At 59.2% G+C, this 18,844-nt stretch carries 16 protein-coding genes; 9 read left to right on the forward strand and 7 right to left on the reverse strand.

Translation table 11 applies throughout. The features are described 5' to 3' along the window. Positions 1 to 34: 34 nt before the first annotated feature. The 4 genes from HX823_RS09610 to HX823_RS09625 form a co-directional block, all read right to left on the reverse strand. Positions 35 to 1,612, reverse strand: coding sequence for an ABC transporter substrate-binding protein (locus HX823_RS09610; RefSeq protein WP_370590778.1), 1,578 nt, complete (start codon positions 1,610 to 1,612; stop codon positions 35 to 37). Between the two features lie 332 nt (positions 1,613 to 1,944). After that, a complete protein-coding gene (locus tag HX823_RS09615) occupies positions 1,945 to 3,573 on the reverse strand; it encodes an ABC transporter substrate-binding protein (RefSeq protein WP_133074666.1) in 1,629 nt (542 codons plus the stop codon). Between the two features lie 258 nt (positions 3,574 to 3,831). Continuing rightward, positions 3,832 to 5,433, reverse strand: coding sequence for an ABC transporter substrate-binding protein (locus HX823_RS09620; RefSeq protein ID WP_038850893.1), 1,602 nt, complete (start codon positions 5,431 to 5,433; stop codon positions 3,832 to 3,834). Between the two features lie 90 nt (positions 5,434 to 5,523). Further along, a complete protein-coding gene (locus HX823_RS09625) occupies positions 5,524 to 6,237 on the reverse strand; it encodes an SIMPL domain-containing protein (protein ID WP_177074761.1) in 714 nt (237 codons plus the stop codon). A 205-nt stretch (positions 6,238 to 6,442) separates the two neighbouring features. Here HX823_RS09625 and HX823_RS09630 point away from each other — a divergent pair, with 205 nt between their 5' ends. The 3 genes from HX823_RS09630 to HX823_RS09640 all read left to right on the forward strand — a co-directional run bounded on the left by HX823_RS09630 (position 6,443) and on the right by HX823_RS09640 (position 10,090). Further along, the gene (locus tag HX823_RS09630; protein WP_038850895.1) at positions 6,443 to 7,705 is read left to right on the forward strand and encodes an ATP-binding protein; all 1,263 of its coding nucleotides are present in this window, start codon (positions 6,443 to 6,445) and stop codon (positions 7,703 to 7,705) included. After that, positions 7,698 to 8,258 (forward strand): response regulator transcription factor, encoded by a 561-nt coding sequence (locus HX823_RS09635; RefSeq protein ID WP_003171731.1) that lies wholly within the window; start codon positions 7,698 to 7,700, stop codon positions 8,256 to 8,258. The genes HX823_RS09630 and HX823_RS09635 overlap by 8 nt, the downstream gene beginning before the upstream one ends. A 110-nt stretch (positions 8,259 to 8,368) precedes the next feature. Beyond that, a complete protein-coding gene (locus HX823_RS09640) occupies positions 8,369 to 10,090 on the forward strand; it encodes an ABC transporter ATP-binding protein/permease (protein ID WP_177074762.1) in 1,722 nt (573 codons plus the stop codon). Positions 10,091 to 10,156: 66 nt separating this feature from the next. On the opposite strand, the gene HX823_RS09645 is transcribed toward HX823_RS09640, so the two are convergent. After that, positions 10,157 to 10,594 carry a YhcB family protein gene (locus HX823_RS09645; protein ID WP_003171734.1) on the reverse strand — a complete coding sequence of 146 codons (438 nt, stop codon included), beginning with the start codon at positions 10,592 to 10,594 and terminating at the stop codon, positions 10,157 to 10,159. A 147-nt stretch (positions 10,595 to 10,741) separates the two neighbouring features. Here HX823_RS09645 and HX823_RS09650 point away from each other — a divergent pair, with 147 nt between their 5' ends. The 3 genes from HX823_RS09650 to zapE all read left to right on the forward strand — a co-directional run bounded on the left by HX823_RS09650 (position 10,742) and on the right by zapE (position 13,925). Continuing rightward, entirely contained in the window at positions 10,742 to 11,371 is a 630-nt protein-coding gene (locus tag HX823_RS09650; RefSeq protein ID WP_038850899.1) for an alpha/beta hydrolase, read from the forward strand. A 24-nt stretch (positions 11,372 to 11,395) separates the two neighbouring features. Next, positions 11,396 to 12,751, forward strand: coding sequence for a tryptophan--tRNA ligase (locus tag HX823_RS09655; protein WP_177074763.1), 1,356 nt, complete (start codon positions 11,396 to 11,398; stop codon positions 12,749 to 12,751). A 79-nt stretch (positions 12,752 to 12,830) separates the two neighbouring features. Further along, complete coding sequence (zapE, locus tag HX823_RS09660; protein ID WP_034102154.1) at positions 12,831 to 13,925, forward strand: cell division protein ZapE; 1,095 nt, start codon at positions 12,831 to 12,833, stop codon at positions 13,923 to 13,925. A gap of 130 nt (positions 13,926 to 14,055) precedes the next feature. Here zapE and HX823_RS09665 read toward each other — a convergent pair whose 3' ends face one another. Next, positions 14,056 to 14,976 (reverse strand): GlxA family transcriptional regulator, encoded by a 921-nt coding sequence (locus tag HX823_RS09665; RefSeq protein ID WP_177074854.1) that lies wholly within the window; start codon positions 14,974 to 14,976, stop codon positions 14,056 to 14,058. Between the two features lie 220 nt (positions 14,977 to 15,196). On the opposite strand from HX823_RS09665, the gene HX823_RS09670 reads away from it, so the two are divergent. After that, a complete protein-coding gene (locus tag HX823_RS09670; protein WP_177074764.1) occupies positions 15,197 to 16,333 on the forward strand; it encodes an acyl-CoA dehydrogenase family protein in 1,137 nt (378 codons plus the stop codon). Between the two features lie 126 nt (positions 16,334 to 16,459). On the opposite strand, the gene HX823_RS09675 is transcribed toward HX823_RS09670, so the two are convergent. Further along, complete coding sequence (locus HX823_RS09675) at positions 16,460 to 17,500, reverse strand: NADP(H)-dependent aldo-keto reductase (RefSeq protein WP_038844903.1); 1,041 nt, start codon at positions 17,498 to 17,500, stop codon at positions 16,460 to 16,462. 248 nt (positions 17,501 to 17,748) lie between these two features. On the opposite strand from HX823_RS09675, the gene rplM reads away from it, so the two are divergent. Continuing rightward, positions 17,749 to 18,177 (forward strand): 50S ribosomal protein L13, encoded by a 429-nt coding sequence (rplM, locus tag HX823_RS09680; protein WP_003188508.1) that lies wholly within the window; start codon positions 17,749 to 17,751, stop codon positions 18,175 to 18,177. 14 nt (positions 18,178 to 18,191) lie between these two features. Further along, positions 18,192 to 18,584 carry a 30S ribosomal protein S9 gene (gene rpsI, locus HX823_RS09685; protein ID WP_002555064.1) on the forward strand — a complete coding sequence of 131 codons (393 nt, stop codon included), beginning with the start codon at positions 18,192 to 18,194 and terminating at the stop codon, positions 18,582 to 18,584. Positions 18,585 to 18,844: the final 260 nt, after the last annotated feature.

Below are 18,844 nucleotides of genomic sequence, written 5' to 3' on the forward strand. Positions count from 1 at the left end.
GGCGGTATCCGCCTTGCGCAATCCGGTTATTTTCTTATGGGGTGATACTGACGCCCGAGAACACGTTGCGGCCGAAGGGGCTCACTTTGAAACCTTCGACTTTGGCGCTTAACGGCTGGTTGACCGTCGAGTGGGCGACGGGCGTGATCGGCACCTGCTGCTTGAGCAGTTGCTGCGCCTGTTTGTACAGAACAGTCCTTTGTTCGCGGTCGGTCACGACCTTGGCTTGCTTGATCAGCTTGTCGTACGCCGGGTCACACCACATGGAGTAGTTGTTCCCGCCGATGGCGTCGCAGCTGTAGAGGGTGCCCAGCCAGTTGTCCGGGTCACCGTTGTCACCGGTCCAGCCGATCAGGCTCACATCGTGTTCACCGTTCTTGGTGCGCTTGATGTACTCGCCCCACTCGTAGCTGACGATCTTGACCTTGAGGCCGATCTTGGCCCAGTCGCTTTGCAGCATCTCGGCCATCAGCTTGGCGTTGGGGTTGTACGGACGTTGTACCGGCATCGCCCACAGGGTGATTTCGGTGCCTTCCTTCACGCCGGCGGCCTTGAGCAGTTCCTTGGCTTTTTCCGGGTTGTAGGCGGCGTCCTTGATGCTGTCGTCGTAGGACCACTGCGTCGGCGGCATGGCATTGACGGCCAATTGCCCGGCGCCCTGGTACACGGCGTTCAGGATGCTCTGCTTGTTCACCGCCATGTCCAGCGCCTGGCGCACTTCGAGCTGGTCGAAGGGCTTGTGACGCACGTTGTAGGCGATATAGCCAAGGTTGAACCCCGGCTTGGTCAGCAGTTGCAGGTTCGGGTCGGCCTTGAGGGCATCGACGTCAGCCGGACGCGGATGCAGGGTCACCTGGCACTCGCCGGCCTTGAGCTTTTGCACCCGCACCGACGCATCGGTGTTGATGGCGAAGATCAACTGGTCCAGCTTGACCTTGCTCGGGTCCCAGTACTGTTTGTTGGCCACATAACGGATCTGCGAATCTTTCTGATAACGCTGGAACACGAAAGGGCCAGTGCCGATCGGCTTCTGGTTGATGTCGCTCGGCTTACCGGCCTTGAGCAACTGCTCGGCGTATTCGGCCGAGAGGATCGCGGCGAAGCTCATGGCGATGTTCTGGATAAACGCGGCGTCGACCGTGTTCAAGGTCATCACCACGGTGTGCGGGTCGGTTTTGGCGACCTTGGCAATGTTCTTGTTCAGGCTCATCCCGTTGAAGTACGGAAACTCGGTGGGGTAGGCCTTGCGAAACGGATGGTCGGGGTCAAGCATGCGGTTGAAGGTGAACAGCACGTCGTCGGCGTTGAAGTCCCGCGTTGGCTTGAATTCCTTGTTGCTGTGGAATTTCACCCCTTCACGCAAATGGAAGGTGTAGGTCAGGCCATCTGGCGAAATATCCCACTTGGTTGCCAGCGCAGGTACGACACCGGTCTCGCCCTTTTCAAACTCAACCAAGCGGTTATACAGCGGCTCGGCCGCATCGTTATCGGTGGCGGTGGTGTATTGCGCGGTATCAAAACCGGCCGGACTGCCTTCCGAGCAGAACACCAGGCTCTGCTTGTCGGCGGCGTGGCCCATCGTGGCCACAGCCAGCAGGCTGGTGGCAAACATTGCGGATAGAACGGTGGTATGGCGCATGACGATCCCGATCCTTGATTGTAGTTGTCATCAGCGAGCAATCACCCTGGCGTTTGGCCAGGGTGACATCACTGATCCCACACGCAGCAAGTGCCATTCCGAATTGGTTGCCTCTGCTGTCCTACGACGTTATGGGTCGCGGACCTGGCAGTAAATGCACCAAATCGGATTGACCTTGTAGGCAACGGAGTCACGCATCGCAGTTCATTGCTGTAGGACGCAACGGTTTGCGGGTGTGGTCTGTTTCCTACGGTCTAGGCGGATGCAATAACGGCGACGTTAGGAAACGTCGCCGCCAATGATCCTTACTTGCCGCTGACGCTCACGCCGTAGAAGGAGTTCAAGCCAAACGGGCTGATCTTGAAGTCCTGCACGGTGGAACGCATGGGTTGATACACCGTCGAGTGCGCGATAGGTGTCATCGGGACAGCATCTTTGAGGATATGTTGCGCCTGCTTATACAGCTCGGTGCGTTTGGCGACGTCCGACGTAGCCTTGGCTTCTTTTACGATGCCGTCGAATTTCTTGTCGCACCATTTGGAGAAGTTGTTGCCTTGCAGCGAGTCGCAGCCGAACAGCACGTTCAGCCAGTTGTCCGGGTCACCATTGTCACCGCTCCAGCCAATGATCATGGCCTGGTTCTCGCCACCTTTGGAGCGCTTGATGTACTCGCCCCACTCGTAGCTGGTGATCTTCACGTTGAGACCGATCTTCTTCCAGTCGTTCTGCAGCATTTCTGCCATCAGCTTGGCGTTCGGGTTGTACGGACGCTGAACCGGCATGGCCCACAGGACGATTTCGGTACCTTCCTTGACGCCCGCTTCCTTGAGCAGCGACTTGGCTTTCTCAGGATCGTACTTGGCGTCCTTGATGGTGGTGTCATACGACCATTGGGTTGGCGGCATGGCGTTGACGGCCAGCTGGCCGGCGCCCTGGTACACGGAGTCGATGATCTGCTGCTTGTTCACCGACATGTCCAGCGCCTGGCGTACGCGCAGGTCGGCCAGCGGGTTGGGCTGGTCGCTGCCCTTGACCTTGTCCATGACGTTGTAGGCGATGTAGCCCAGGTTGAAACCGGCTTGGTGCGGCAGTTTCAGGTCCTTGTCATCGCCCAGCGCCTTGAGGTCGGCCGGGCGTGGGAACAGGGTGATCTGGCATTCGTTTTTCTTGAGCTTCTGGATACGCACCGACGGGTCGGTAGTGATGGCGAAGATCAGGTTGTCGATCTTCACGTCTTCAGGTTTCCAGTAGTCCTTGTTGCCGGTGTAACGGATGTTCGAGTCTTTCTGGTAGCTCTTGAACACGAACGGGCCAGTGCCGACCGGCTTCTGGTTGATGTCCGCGGCCTTGCCTTCTTTCAACAGTTGGGCGGCGTATTCAGCCGACTGGATCGAAGCGAAGCTCATTGCCAGGTTCTGAATGAAAGCCGCGTCCACAGTGCCAAGGGTGAACTTGACGGTGTGCTCGTCGACTTTCTCGATGTTCTTGATGTTGGTGTCCATCCCCATGTCCGTGAAGTACGGAAACTCGGTGGGGTAGGCCTTACGGAACGGATCGTCCTTGTTGATCATGCGGTTGAACGTGAACAGCACGTCATCGGCATTGAAGGTACGGGTCGGCTTGAAATACGAGGTGGTGTGGAACTTGACGCCATCACGCAGGTGGAAGGTGTAGGTCAAGCCATCCGGGGACACGTCCCAGCTGGTGGCCAGCCCAGGAATCACAGCGGTGCCGCCGCGTTCGAACTGGGTCAGGCGGTTGAACATGGTTTCGGCCGAGGCATCGAAGTCTGTTCCGGTGGTGTACTGGCCTGGATCAAAACCGGCCGGGCTCCCTTCGGAGCAGAACACCAGGTTAGTCGCCGCTTGGGCGAAAGGAGCTGCGGCCATAAGGCCAGCGCTAACAATTAACGGAATGACTGCGTGTTTAAGCATGTTGGCCTCATGATTTGTTGTCATTTTTGGTGGTGAGGGCGACCTCGTGAGTCGGCCTGCGGATACTTATGCAGGCGCCATACCCATTGCAAGATGCTGAACCGTTACAGAGGTAAAACAGTGGTACGAACGTACAGGAATGTCGCAATTATGAAAGTTTGTACATATTTGCGTCTATTTCGAGGGTTTTTTCGGTGCAGGCGGCGCACCAAAAATGACCAACCGAGGCGTCTAGCGCACTCGGTTGGGGCGTCGCTGTTACTTCTCTAGACTCACACCGTAGAACGGCGTCAAGCCGAAGGGGCTGATCTTGAAGTCCTTGACTTCCTTTCGCAGCGGTTGGAAAACCGTCGAGTTCGCGATAGGCGTTATAGGTACTTGTTCCTTAAGGATTTTTTGTGCCTGTTGATACCACTTGATGCGCTGCTCGCGGTCGTTGCTGACCTTGGCTTGCTGCACCAGTTTGTCGTAGGCCGGGTTACACCATTTGGCGTAGTTACTGCCCTTGACCGCAGCACAACTGTAGAGCACGCCCAGCCAGTTATCCGGGTCGCCATTGTCACCGGTCCAGCCATAAATCATGGCGTCATGCTCGCCATTCTTGGCGCGTTTGATGTATTCGCCCCATTCATAACTGACGATATTGGCCTTGATGCCGATTTTTTCCCAATCTTGCTGAATCATCTGTGCGGACATGCGCGCGTTGGGGTTGGAGGCGCGTTGTACGGTCATGGCCCACAGGTTGATGGTGGTACCGGGTGCAACCCCTGCTTCTTTTAGTAGCGCCTTGGCCTTCGCAGGATCGTGAGGCGCGTCCTTGATGCCGGGGTCATAAGACCACTGCGCAGGCGGCAGTGCGTTCTGCGCCAATTGTCCGGCGCTCTGGTACACGGCCTTGATGATTGCCGGCTTGTCGATTGCCATGTCCAGCGCCTGGCGCACCTTGAGCTGGTCCAGCGGCGGGTGGGTTACGTTGTAGGCCAGGAAACCCAGGTTGAAACCGGCTTGTTGCAGCACGCGCAAATTCGGGTCCTGTTTCATCACCTCGATATCCGCAGGGCGCGGGTATCCGCTGACCTGGCATTCACCGGCCTTGAGCTTTTGCAGGCGCGACGCCGCATCTGGCGTGATGGCGAACACCAGGTTGTCGAGCTTCACATCCTCGGGTTTCCAATACTGTTTGTTGGCTACGTAGCGGATCTGCGAATCCTTCTGGTAGCGCTTGAATACAAACGGCCCGGTGCCTACCGGTTTCTGGTTGATCTCTTCGGCCTTGCCTTGCTTGAGCAGTTGCGCGGCGTATTCGGCGGATTGCACCGAGGCGAAGCTCATGGCCAGGTTCTGTACGAACGACGCATCGACGTTATTGAGGTTGAAGCGCACGGTGTGCTCGTCGAGTTTGTCGACGCTCTTGATCGTGGTGTTCAAGCCCATGTCGGTGAAGTAGGGCGATTCGGAAGGGTAAGCCTGGCGAAACGGGCTTTGCGCATCCAGCAGGCGGTTGAAGGTAAACAGCACATCATCCGCGTTGAAGTCGCGGGTAGGGGTGAAGAAATCGGTGGTGTGGAACTTGACGCCATCGCGCAGGTGGAAGGTATACGTCAGGCCGTCCTTGGACACGTCCCAGCTCGTTGCCAGGCCAGGCTCGACTTCGGTGCCGCCGCGCTTGAACTGGGTCAGGCGGTTGAACACGGTTTCGGCAGACGCATCAAAATCGGTGCCGCTGGTGTACTGGCTGGGGTCGAAACCGGCGGGGCTGGCTTCGGAGCAGTAGACCAGGGTACTGGCCGCCTGGGCCAGTGGCATAAACGCCAGCAGGCCGGCGGCGAGGAGGAGCGGTTTTAAGGCAATTCTTTCCATGGAGACCCCTGAAGTGGCAGGCATATATAAGCTGCCCAAACGAAAACGGCGCTACCGAGGGTAACGCCGTTCAGGTTTATCAGGTAGGGGTCACGGCATCTGCACTTCAATCACGCCATCGGCGCTCATGTTGACCTGGCTGGTGCCGGCTTCCACTTCAGGCGTGGGTGCCGAATCGGCCATGGCCGCTTTCATCATCATGCCGCCACGGGCATACGGCATCGGGTAGCCGTTGGTGTTGAAGTTCAGGTTGACGATCTTGTAGCCCTTGCCACCCAGCGCATCGGTGGCCAGTTGCGCGCGTGCTTTAAACGCGGCGACGGCATCTTTGAGCAAGGCATCTTCGCTGGACTTGCGCGTGGCGTCGGCGATGGAGAACTCCATGTTGTCCATTTTCAGGGTGCTCTGCAGTTCGCCGGTGAGCTTGGACAATGCCGGGAAGTCCGCGCTTTCCAGGCGCAGTTCGGCGCGCTCACGCCAGCCGGTGATCTTCTGGTTCTTGCTGTCGTAGATCGGGTAGCTGTTGCGACTGCCTTGGCGCAGGGTCACTGCTTTGACTTCGCGCGCCTGGCCCAAGGCCTTGTTCATGGTGGTGGTGATTTCGGCGGCGAGCTTGGCCGGGTCGCTGTTCTGGGATTCGGTGTAGAGGGTCACGATCATCTTGTCGCGGGCCACCTCCTGGCTGACCTCGGCGCGCAGGGAAATCTGGTTGTAGTTCAGTGCCTCAGCGGCCAGTGCTGGCAGGCTGACCAGCGTGCCGACGCTAAGGGTGAGGGCGGCTGCACTGCGAGTGAAACGAGACATGGAAGCTCCTTGAGATAGTCGTGTTGGGTATGACTGTAGACGGTGGCATCGGGTTCTTCGGGTTTACACATTAGCTACAAGTTGTGGTGATGCCGACGAACGGTCATTCGCCCGGCCTGCGGCAAAGAGCCACACACGCCGTGCCAGCCCGCCTGCTTCGTTTATACTCCTGCCGATCCGCCTGCAGCGCTCACCGGGAGAGCACATGCTCGCCGCCGTAAAACTGACTTCCGCCACCCGCCAGAACCTCTGGCGCCTGACGTTCATCCGTACCCTGGTACTGGCCGCACAGGCCGGCTCCGTCGGGCTCGCCTATTGGTTCGACCTGCTGCCGCTGCCGTGGCTGCAACTGGGTGTGACCCTCGGTTTCTCCACTGTGCTCTGTGTGTTTACCGCGATCCGGTTGCGTACCACGTGGCCGGTGACCGAGCTGGAATACGCCCTGCAATTGGCCTGCGACCTGTTTATCCACAGTGTGTTGCTGTATTTCTCCGGCGGTTCCACCAACCCGTTCGTTTCGTATTACCTGGTGCCACTGACCATCGCTGCCGTGACCTTGCCGTGGCGCTATTCGGTGGTGCTGTCGGGTATTGCCCTGACGCTTTACACCTTGCTGCTGGCGCGGTTCTACCCACTGCAAACCTTCCCGATCGCCCGGGAAAACCTGCAGATCTACGGGATGTGGTTGAGTTTCGCGCTGTCCGCTGCGGTGATCACCTTCTTCGCGGCGCGCATGGCCGAAGAACTGCGTCGCCAGGAAGAACTGCGTGCCATTCGCCGTGAAGAGGGCCTGCGTGACCAGCAACTGTTGGCCGTCGCCACCCAGGCTGCCGGCGCCGCCCATGAGCTGGGCACGCCCCTGGCCACCATGAGCGTGCTGCTCAACGAAATGACCCAGGACCATCACGATCCGGCGCTGCAAGAAGACCTCGGCGTACTGCGCGAACAGGTCAAGCAGTGCAAGCAGACCCTGCAGCAACTGGTGCGCGCCGCCGAAGCCAATCGCCGCCTGGCGGTGGAAATGCAGGACGTGACCCAGTGGCTCGACGAAGCCCTGAACCGCTGGCACCTGATGCGCCCCGAAGCCAGTTACCGTTTCCACCTGCTGGGCCAGGGCAGCGTGCCGCGCATGGCGCCGCCACCGGACCTGACCCAGGCGCTGCTCAACCTGCTGAACAACGCCGCCGACGCTTGTCCCGAGGGGTTGGGCGTAGAGTTGGACTGGGACGCCGAAGACGTGACCATCAGCATTCGTGACCACGGCGCGGGCGTGCCGCTGGCCATTGCCGAGCAGATCGGCAAACCCTTCTTTACCACCAAGGGCAAAGGCTTCGGCCTTGGCCTGTTTTTGAGCAAGGCCAGCGTGACCCGCGCGGGCGGCTCAGTGAAGCTCTATAGTCATGAGGAAGGTGGCACGCTCACCGAGCTGCGCCTGCCCCGTGTCGCACGAGGAGATATCGATGAGTGACGAGATCCAAGTCGAAGGCGAAGAACTGCCGCACCTGTTGCTGGTAGATGACGACGCCACCTTTACCCGCGTGATGGCGCGCGCCATGAGCCGTCGCGGTTTCCGTGTCAGCACCGCAGGGTCGGCCGAGGAAGGCCTGACCATCGCCCAGGCCGACCTGCCGGACTACGCCGCGCTCGACCTGAAGATGGACGGCGACTCCGGCCTGGTGCTGCTGCCCAAGCTGCTGGAACTCGACCCGGAAATGCGCGTGGTGATCCTCACCGGTTACTCCAGCATCGCCACCGCCGTCGAGGCGATCAAGCGCGGCGCCTGTAACTACCTGTGTAAGCCGGCGGATGCCGATGACGTACTGGCCGCCTTGCTCTCCGAGCACGCCGACCTGGACACCCTGGTGCCGGAAAACCCAATGTCGGTGGACCGACTGCAGTGGGAACACATCCAGCGCGTGCTGACTGAGCACGAAGGCAACATCTCCGCCACTGCCCGCGCCCTGGGCATGCACCGCCGTACCTTGCAGCGCAAGTTGCAGAAGCGCCCGGTACGCCGCTGAGGCTGATCTGAACAACAGCTGAACAATCTGCTTCAGGCCGCACGGAGCCTCGAACCGATCAACTATGATCGGTTCGAACGCCTGTCACATTTTCTTACAGAGCCTGAACGATGAATCAGAACGCTGAGTATTCCGCGGTCAACGACGCGGTGCGTGGGCAATTTTTACGGCGGGTGTGGGGGTTGATCACGCCTTACTGGCGCAGCGAAGAAAAGGCTAAGGCCTGGCTGCTGCTGTTGGTAGTGCTGGGGTTGTCGCTGTTCAGTGTCGCCGTGTCGGTGTGGTTCAACAGCTGGAACCGTGATTTCTACAACGCGCTGGAAAACAAGGACTACGACGCCTTTACCCATCTGCTGATGTACTTCAGCGTGATTGCGGTGGTGTCGATCGTGACCGGCGTGTTCACCTCCTACCTGCAACAGATGCTCACCATCCGCTGGCGCCGCTGGCTGACGGAAACCTATTTCGCACAGTGGCTGGGCCACAAGAATTACTACCACCTGGAATACGGCGGCTACACCGACAACCCCGACCAGCGTATCTCCGAAGACCTCAACGCGTTTACCAGCAGCACGCTCACGCTGGGGCTGGGCTTTATCGCCAATTTGGTGAGCCTGGTGTCGTTCTCTGTGATCCTGTGGGGGGTGTCCGGCAGCATCGAAATCTGGGGCATTACCATTCCCGGCTACATGTTCTGGGCGGCATTGATCTACGCGGTGATCGGCAGTTGGTTGACCCACTTGATCGGTCGCAAGTTGATCGGCTTGAGCAACCGCCAACAGCGCTTTGAAGCTGACTTGCGTTTCAGTCTGGTGCGGGTGCGGGAGAACGCGGAAAGCATCGCGCTGTTCAATGGCGAGCCCAACGAACACCAGCAATTGAGCGCACGCTTCGGACGGGTGTGGAGCAACTTCTGGAACATCATGCAGCTCAAGAAGCGCCTTAATTTCTTTACCAGCGGTTACTCCCAGATCGCGATCATCTTTCCCTTTGTGGTCGCGGCGCCGCGTTACTTTTCCGGCAAGATCGAACTGGGCGTGCTGATGCAGGTGGCCCAGGCGTTCGGCAGTGTGCAGGGCAGCCTGAGTTGGTTCGTCGATGCCTACACGCTGTTGGCCAGTTGGCGCGCGACCTGTGATCGTCTGTTGAGTTTCGGCCAGGCCATGCAGGAAAACGAAAGCCGCACGATGGGCATTGGCTTGCAACACCAGGGTGGCGACTTGCAGGTCAAAGACCTGAGCCTGGACCTGGCGGACGGCCGGCATTTGCTGCAAGGCGCCGACCTGACAGTGGCTGAAGGCGAGCGGCTGATGCTCAGTGGGCGTTCCGGCAGTGGCAAGTCGACCTTGCTACGCGCCATGGGCAACCTGTGGCCCAACGGCCACGGCACTATTCGCCTGCCGGCCGAACGTTATTTGTTCCTGCCGCAAAAACCTTATCTGCCGATTGGCACGCTGAAGGCGGTGTTGAGTTATCCACAGGACGACAGCGTCTACCCGGCCGAACGTTATGCACAGGTCCTGGAAACCTGCCGCCTGCCGCATCTGGTTGGGCGGCTGGAGGAAGCCAACCACTGGCAGCGCATGCTCTCGCCGGGCGAGCAGCAGCGCCTGGCCTTCGCCCGCGCCTTGTTGTTCGCGCCGCAATGGCTGTACATGGACGAAGCCACGTCGGCCATGGATGAAGAGGACGAGGCCACGCTGTATCAGGCGCTGATCGATGAGCTGCCGGGGCTGAGCATCGTCAGCGTCGGCCATCGCAGTAGCCTCAAGCGTTTCCATGGTCGGCATGTGCGGATCGAGGGTGGGATGTTGCAAGAACAGTCGGCGTAAACGCCGGCCAACAAAAAGCCCGGCTGATCATCGATCAGCCGGGCTTTTTAGTGCTTGAAGATTAAGTTACTTCTTCAAACCGTAATGCTCATCCAGCATGCCTGGGGCGTTCGGCGTTTTTGGCGCGTAGTCCCGTGGTGGCTCCTGGTTTTCCCGTGGCGGGGTCAGGCGCTCCCGTGGGGTTTGCGGTGCATCGGAATGCAACGCGGCCAGCAGGCGCTGGCGGGTGATGTCGTCGAGGGCCAGGCGGTTTGCGCCATCCGCGAGATGATCCTGTACTTCCTGGTAGCTCTGGGTGAGCTTCTTGACCAGGGTCGCGGTGCTGTTGAAGTGGGTAACAACCTCGTTCTGATAACTGTCAAAACGTTCCTGAATGTCATCCAACTGACGCTGCGTGCGGTTAGGCGCGGCATTCGGCAGCAAGCGAGCAACCAGGAAACCAATGGCGACACCGGCAACCAGGGCAAGAGTCGGCAACAACCAAACTAAGAGCGAGTGTTCCACGAGTCCTTCCTCTATAAACGGCTTTGCTTTACGTTAACGGCTCAAACCTGCGCTGTATACCGCGATTAAGCTCGCAATGATGCCAAGCACAGACTTTTAGCTAGACGAGTCGACCCATTGAGAGGTCACGGAGTTCATCTCTTGCTCATGCGTGAAACCCCCGTTTTGATCGATGGCCCGGTAGGCCAATTGGAAGCCCTGTACCTGGATCACCCCGAGCCACGTGGCCTGGCGCTGATCTGTCACCCCAACCCGGTACAGGGTGGGACCATGCTCAATAAAGTGGTATCGACCCTGCAACGCACCGCCCGCGATGCCGGTTTGATTACCTTGCGTTTCAATTACCGTGGCGTTGGCGCCAGTGCCGGCACCCACGACATGAGCACCGGTGAAGTGGATGACGCCGAAGCGGCCGCCACTTGGCTGCGGGAAAAACACCCGGACCTGCCGATCACCTTGCTCGGCTTTTCGTTCGGTGGCTACGTGGCTGCCAGCCTCGGCGGGCGCCTGGAAGCCAAGGGTGAAAAACTGTCACATTTGTTCATGGTTGCCGCAGCGGTGATGCGCCTGCGCGATACCGATGCGCTGCCACAGGGCTGCCCATTGACCCTGATCCAGCCGGAAACCGACGAAGTGGTCGACCCACAGACCGTCTACGACTGGTCCGCCGCCTTGAATCGCCCCCATGAGCTGCTGAAAGTGGCAGAATGCGGACACTTTTTTCACGGCAAGCTCACCGATCTGAAGGATCTGGTGCTGCCGCGACTTTCGAATTGATAGCAGTCTGATAAGCGATTACCCATGACGACTCGTACCCGTATCCTCACCGGCATCACCACCACCGGCACGCCGCACCTGGGCAACTACGCCGGTGCGATCCGCCCGGCGATCCTCGCGAGCCAGGACGCCAATGCCGACTCCTTCTACTTCCTGGCCGACTACCACGCCCTGATCAAGTGCGATGACCCGCAGCGCATCCAGCGCTCGCGCATGGAAATCGCCGCGACCTGGCTGGCCGGTGGCCTGGATGTGAACCGGGTGACCTTCTACCGCCAGTCCGACATCCCGGAAATCCCCGAGCTGACCTGGCTGCTCACCTGCGTGGCCGCCAAGGGCCTGCTCAACCGTGCCCATGCGTACAAGGCCTCGGTGGACAAGAACGTGGAAGCCGGCGAAGACCCGGATGCGGGCATCAGCATGGGCCTCTACAGCTACCCGGTGCTGATGGCGGCGGACATCCTGATGTTCAACGCGCACAAGGTGCCGGTCGGTCGCGACCAGATCCAGCACGTGGAAATGGCCCGTGATATCGGCCAGCGCTTCAACCACCTGTTCGGCAACGGTAAAGAATTCTTCACCATGCCCGAGGCGCTGATCGAAGAAAGCGTCGCCACCTTGCCGGGCCTGGATGGCCGCAAGATGTCGAAAAGCTACGACAACACCATCCCATTGTTCACCAGCGCCAAGGACATGAAGGACGCGATCTCGCGGATCGTCACTGATTCCCGCGCGCCGGGCGAAGCCAAGGACCCGGATAACTCGCACCTGTTTACCCTGTACCAGGCATTTGCCAGCAAGGCCCAGGAAGAAGAGTTCCGCGCCGAACTGCTGCAAGGGCTGGGCTGGGGCGAGGCGAAGAGCCGTCTGTTCCAACTGCTGGATGGACAACTGGGCGAAGCCCGCGAACGCTATCACCAGTTGATGTCGCGTCCTTCGGACATGGAAGACCTGCTGCTGATCGGCGCCAAGAAAGCGCGCGCCGTGGCTGCACCGTTCCTGGCTGAGCTGCGTGAAGCCGTGGGTCTGCGTTCGTTCGTCAACCAGGCTGCGGCGCCGGTCGCCGCCAAGAAGAAAACCGCCAAAGCCGCGCGCTTCGTGAGCTTTCGCGAGGACGACGGCAGCTTCCGCTTCCGCCTGTTGGCGGCCGATGGCGAGCAACTGCTGTTGTCGCGCAATTTTGCCGACGGCAAGGCGGCGGGCGCGGTGACCAAGCAACTGCAAAGCGGCGACGCGCTGGACGTACGCACCGAAGCCTTGGGCTTCAGCGTATGGCTGGACGGTGCCGTGGTGGCCGACAGTGCCGAGTTCGCCGACGAAGTGTCGCGCAATGCGGCCATCCAAGCCTTGCGCGTTGCGTTGACCCCCATCGAGGATTAACCCGACCAAGGGTTGATTGCCATTATCCGGGGCCGTCGTTACAGTGACGGCCCGTTTTTGTTGCCTTGCTAACGAAATTATGACGCCCCTAGAACGATATCAAGCTGATCTGAAACGCCCTGAATTCTTCCATGACGCGGCCCAGGAAAATGCGGTGCGTCATTTGCAGCGCCTGTACGACGACCTGATCGCGGCCTCGCAGAACAAGCCGGGAATGTTCAGCAAGCTGTTTGGCAAGAAAGACCACACGCCGGTCAAAGGCCTGTACTTCTGGGGCGGCGTAGGCCGGGGCAAGACTTACCTGGTCGACACCTTCTTCGAAGCGCTGCCGTTCAAGGAAAAGGTGCGCACGCACTTCCACCGCTTCATGAAGCGCGTGCACGAAGAGATGAAGACCCTGCCGGGCGAGAAAAACCCGCTGACCATCATCGCCAAGCGTTTCTCCGAAGAAGCGCGGGTGATCTGCTTCGATGAGTTCTTTGTCTCCGACATCACCGACGCCATGATCCTCGGCACCCTGATGGAAGAACTGTTCAAGAACGGCGTGACCCTGGTGGCCACCTCGAACATCGTGCCCGACGGCTTGTACAAGGACGGCCTGCAACGCGCACGCTTCCTGCCAGCCATTGCGCTGATCAAGCAGAACACCGAAATCGTCAACGTCGACAGCGGCGTCGACTACCGCCTGCGTCACCTGGAGCAAGCGGAGCTGTTCCACTTCCCGCTGAACGAAGCGGCCCACGAAAGCCTGAAAAAAAGCTTCCGCGCCCTCACGCCGGAATGCACCCAGGCGGTGGAAAACGACAAGCTGATGATCGAGAACCGCGAAATCATCGCGCTGCGTACCTGCGATGACGTGGCCTGGTTCGAGTTCCGCCAGCTGTGCGACGGCCCGCGTAGCCAGAACGACTACATCGAACTGGGCAAGATCTTCCACGCCGTGATCCTCAGCGGTGTGGAGCAGATGAGCGTCACCACCGACGACATCGCGCGACGTTTCATCAACATGGTCGACGAGTTCTACGACCGTAACGTGAAGCTGATCATCTCGGCTGAGGTTGAGTTGAAGGACCTCTACACCGGCGGGCGCTTGAACTTCGAATTCCAGCGCACGCTGAGCCGCTTGCTGGAAATGCAGTCGCATGAGTTCCTGTCACGTGGGCACAAGCCGTAAGAACGATGTAGATCAAATGTGGGAGCGGGCTTGCTCGCGAATGCGGTGGATCAGTCAACACTTCAAGTGACTGACACTCCGCATTCGCGAGCAAGCCCGCTCCCACATTTTTTACCGCGTCCAACCTTATCTATGCGGCCTGCTGAAACTGCTGCCGATACTGGTTCGGCGACAGTTCCGTGTGCTGCCGGAACAACCGCGCAAAGAAACTCGCATCGTCATACCCCACCTCATAACTGATGGTCTTGATGCTCTTGCGGCTGCCCGAGAGCAGTCCCTTGGCCGTCTCGATACGCAGCCGTTGCAAGTAATGCAGCGGTTTGTCACCGGTAGCGGTCTGGAAGCGGCGCATGAAGTTGCGGATGCTCATGCCGTGTTCCCGGGCCACGTCTTCGAAGCGGAATTTGTCGGCGAAGTGTTCCTCCAGCCAATGCTGGATCTGCAGGATGATCACATCCTGGTGCAGCTTCTGTCCGCCAAACCCGATGCGTCCCGGTGAATAGCTGCGCTGCACTTCGTAGAGAATGTCGCGGGCCACGGCCTGGGCGATGTTGGCGCCGCAGAAGCGTTCGATCAGGTAGATATAGAGGTCGCATGCCGAAGTGGTGCCGCCGGCGCAATACAGGTTATCGGCGTCAGTGAGGTGCTTGTCCTGGTTGAGCTGAACCTTGGGGAAGCGTTCGCTGAAGGCATTGAAGAAACGCCAGTAGGTGGTCGCTTCCTTGCCATCGAGCAAGCCGGCTTCGGCCAGCCAGAACACCCCGGTGGCTTCGCCGCACAACACGGCGCCGCGTGCATGTTGCTCACGCAACCAGGGCAGCACTTGCGGGTAGCGGGTGCACAGGGCATCGAAGTCATCCCAGAAGGCCGGTAGCACGATGATGTCGGCGTCTTCCAGGCCGCCGTCCACCGGCATGATCACATCACTGAAGCTGCGTACCGATTGTCCATCGGGGCTGACCAGGCGTGTTTCAAACGCGGGGGTCAGGCCCTGGCCCAGTTGCTTGCCGTAACGCAGGCTGGCGAGGTGGAAGAAATCCTTGGCTTGCATGAGGGTTGAAGCGAATACCCGATCAATGGCCAAAATGCTGACGCGCCGCAACGGCGTGGAGATTTGGTTAGACATAATTTCATTTATTCTTATAGGGGAAAGTGGTCACCAGACGGCTGGATCGTCTTATTTTTTGTCGCATGTGTCCAGTGTCCCGTGCTGCCTTCGCGGCATAGGCTCTGTGGGCTCGTCCTTGTCCGACAATCCACGCAGGTGACCCATGATTCCCAGAACCTTGTTCAGCCCGGAACACGAACTCTTCCGCGAGAGCGTGCGCACCTTCCTCGAAAAAGACGCCGCGCCGTTCCATGGGCAATGGGAGAAACAGGGCTACATCGACCGTGATTTGTGGAGCAAGGCGGGGGAGGCGGGGATGCTGTGTTCCCACCTGCCGGAAGAATATGGCGGGCTGGGCGCGGACTTTTTGTACAGCGCGGTGGTGATCGAAGAGATCAGCCGGCTGGGCCTGACCGGCATCGGTTTTTCCCTGCACTCGGATATTGTTGCGCCGTATATCCTGCATTACGGCAGTGAGGCGCTGAAGCACAAGTACCTGCCCAAGTTGATCTCTGGGGAGATGGTCACGGCCATTGCGATGACCGAGCCGGGCGCCGGTTCCGACCTGCAAGGGGTGAAAACCACGGCAGTGCTGGACGGCGATGACTACGTGATCAATGGCTCCAAAACCTTCATCACGAACGGCTATCTGGCCGAGTTGGTGATCGTGGTGGCCAAGACCGATCCCAAGGCGGGCGCCAAGGGCACCAGCCTGTTCCTCGTGGAAGCCGACACGCCGGGCTTCGACAAGGGCAAGCGCTTGGAAAAGGTGGGCATGAAGGCCCAAGACACCTCGGAGCTGTTCTTCCAGGATGTGCGGGTGCCCAAGGAAAACCTGCTGGGCCAGGCGGGCATGGGCTTCGCTTACCTGATGCAGGAGTTGCCGCAGGAGCGGCTGACGGTTGCGATTGGCGCCTTGTCGTCAGCCGAGGCGGCGCTGGAGTGGACCCTGACCTACACCCGCGAACGCAAGGCGTTCGGCAAGGCGATTGCCGACTTCCAGAACACGCGCTTCAAGCTGGCGGAGATGGCCACCGAGATTCAGATCGGTCGGGTATTTGTCGACCAGTGCATGGCGTTGCACCTGGAAGGCAAGCTGGATGTGCCTACGGCGGCGATGGCCAAGTACTGGGCCACGGACCTGCAATGCAAGGTGCTCGATGAGTGCGTGCAGTTGCACGGCGGTTACGGCTTTATGTGGGAGTACCCGATTGCACGGGCGTGGGCGGATGCGCGGGTGCAGCGGATTTATGCGGGGACCAATGAGATCATGAAGGAGATTATTGCGCGGGCGCTTTGATGATTTAGTTGTGCTGTTGAGGGCCTCTTCGCGAGCAAGCCCGCTCCCACATTCGACCGCATTCTCATGTCTGAGCTCGGTCAAGTGTGGGAGCGGGCTTGCTCGCGAAAGCGGTTTACCGGTCAATCAAGGCGCAGGATTTGGGTGATCCTTCTGGATCGCCTCAATCCCTTCCAGCACCTCTTTCGACAGCTTCAGGTCGGCACTGGCAATGTTGCTATCCAGTTGCTCCAGCGACGTGGCACCAATGATATTGCTGGTCACAAACGGCTGCTGCGTCACAAACGCCAACGCCATCTGCGCCGGGTCCAGGCCGTGCTCCCGTGCCAATGCCACATAACGGCTGCACGCCGCTTCCGACTGCGGGTTGAAGTAGCGGCTGAAGCGGCTGTACTCGGTCAGGCGCGCCTTGGCCGGGCGTGCGCCGTTCTCGTACTTGCCGCTGAGCATGCCAAACGCCAGTGGCGAGTAGGCCAGCAGGCCGCATTGCTCGCGAATCGCAACTTCCGCCAGGCCCACCTCAAAGCTGCGGTTGAGCAGGTTGTAGGGGTTCTGGATCGACACCGCGCGGGTCCAGCCACGGGCTTCGGCCAGGGCCAGGAATTTCATGGTGCCCCACGGGGTTTCGTTGGACAGGCCGATGTGGCGGATCTTGCCGGCTTTCACTTGCTCGTCCAGCGCTTCGAGGGTTTCTTCCAGTGGGGTGAGGTCGTCTTCGTCCTTGTGCTTGTAGCTCAGTTGGCCGAAGAAGTTGGTGCTGCGCTCCGGCCAGTGCAGTTGGTAGAGGTCGATCCAGTCGGTCTGCAGGCGTTTGAGGCTGGCATCCAGGGCCTCGACGATGTGCTTGCGGTTGTGGCGCAGGTGGCCATCGCGAATGTAGTCGATGGTGTTACCGGGGCCGGCGATCTTGCTGGCCAGGATCCAGTCGGCACGGTCGCCACGGCTTTTGAAGTAATTGCCGATGTAGCGTTCGGTGGTGGCATAGGTGTCGGCCTTGGGCGGCACCGGGTACATTTCGGCCGTGTCGAGGAAGTTGATCCCCGCGCCCTTGGCCCGCTCGATCTGCGCGAAGGCCTCTGCCTCACTGTTCTGCTCGCCCCAGGTCATGGTGCCCAAGGCTATCGCGCTCACGTTCAGATCCGTACGGCCCAGCTGTCGATAATCCATCGGGTACTCCTTCAGGGAAAACAATCATAAAAGCAGGTTGAATTTTTTTTCGCAATCTGCATAATTGCCCACCTCTTTCTGCAGTGGAAGTGATGCGCCGCCTGCCGAAGAATCTTGCCGTTGAACGGACGCGCCGACCCGAGCCCCCGATAGCGTCTGTATCCGGCTGCCTTTGACTTGTCAAAGTACGCACTATTCAGTAAGATCCGCCGTCTAATTTACAGGGCGGCCCCTGAGGCTATTAAAGAATGACAACTTTTACTGCAAAACCGGAAACAGTTCAGCGCGACTGGTTTGTCGTCGACGCCGCTGGTCAGACCCTGGGTCGTCTGGCCACTGAAGTCGCCAGCCGTCTGCGTGGCAAGCACAAGCCTGAGTACACCCCTCACGTTGACACTGGTGACTACATTGTCATCATCAACGCTGAGCAGGTTCGTGTAACCGGCAACAAAGCAAGCGACAAAATGTACTACCGTCACTCCGGTTTCCCAGGCGGTATCAAGTCTTCCAACTTCGAAGGCCTGATTGCCAAGAAGCCTGAAGCCCCGATCGAAATCGCGGTCAAAGGCATGCTGCCTAAGGGCCCACTGGGTCGCGATATGTTTCGCAAGCTGAAAGTCTATGCGGGCGCTGTACACCCTCATGCTGCTCAGCAGCCCCAAGAACTGAAGTTTTAACGGAATAGTTCATTATGTCGGCGACTCAAAATTACGGCACTGGCCGTCGCAAAACCGCAACCGCTCGCGTTTTCCTGCGTCCGGGTACTGGTAACATCTCGATCAACAACCGCTCCCTGGACAACTTCTTCGGCCGCGAAACTGCCCGCATGGTAGTTCGTCAGCCGCTGGAACTGACCGAGACCGTTGAAAAGTTCGACATCTACGTCACCGTTATCGGTGGCGGTGTAAGTGGTCAAGCTGGCGCAATCCGCCACGGTATCACTCGCGCTCTGATGCAGTACGACGAAACCCTGCGTGGCGCTCTGCGCAAAGCTGGCTTCGTGACTCGCGATGCTCGTGAAGTTGAACGTAAGAAAGTCGGTCTGCGTAAAGCGCGTAAGCGTCCGCAGTACTCGAAGCGTTAATTCGCTTTACGTTCCACAAAAACGCCCAGCCTCCTCACGGAGCTGGGCGTTTTTTATTGCCTGCGATTTATGCATAAAAATCGCCGTGACAACTTGCCACATCCGTAGACCCCCTATACTACAAGGCCTGGAGGCTGAGCTCCCGGCAATTCCCTTGTCAGACGTGGGGCTTTTCATTACCATTCGGCAAAATTTTTATAAGTAAAGATTCAACACTTAGTAGACGCCTGATTTAACAGGCCAAAAAGCTGATGGGAGAG

The organism is Pseudomonas sp. P7759, assembly GCF_013386445.1.
Taxonomy (GTDB): Bacteria; Pseudomonadota; Gammaproteobacteria; order Pseudomonadales; family Pseudomonadaceae; genus Aquipseudomonas; species Aquipseudomonas azotoformans_A.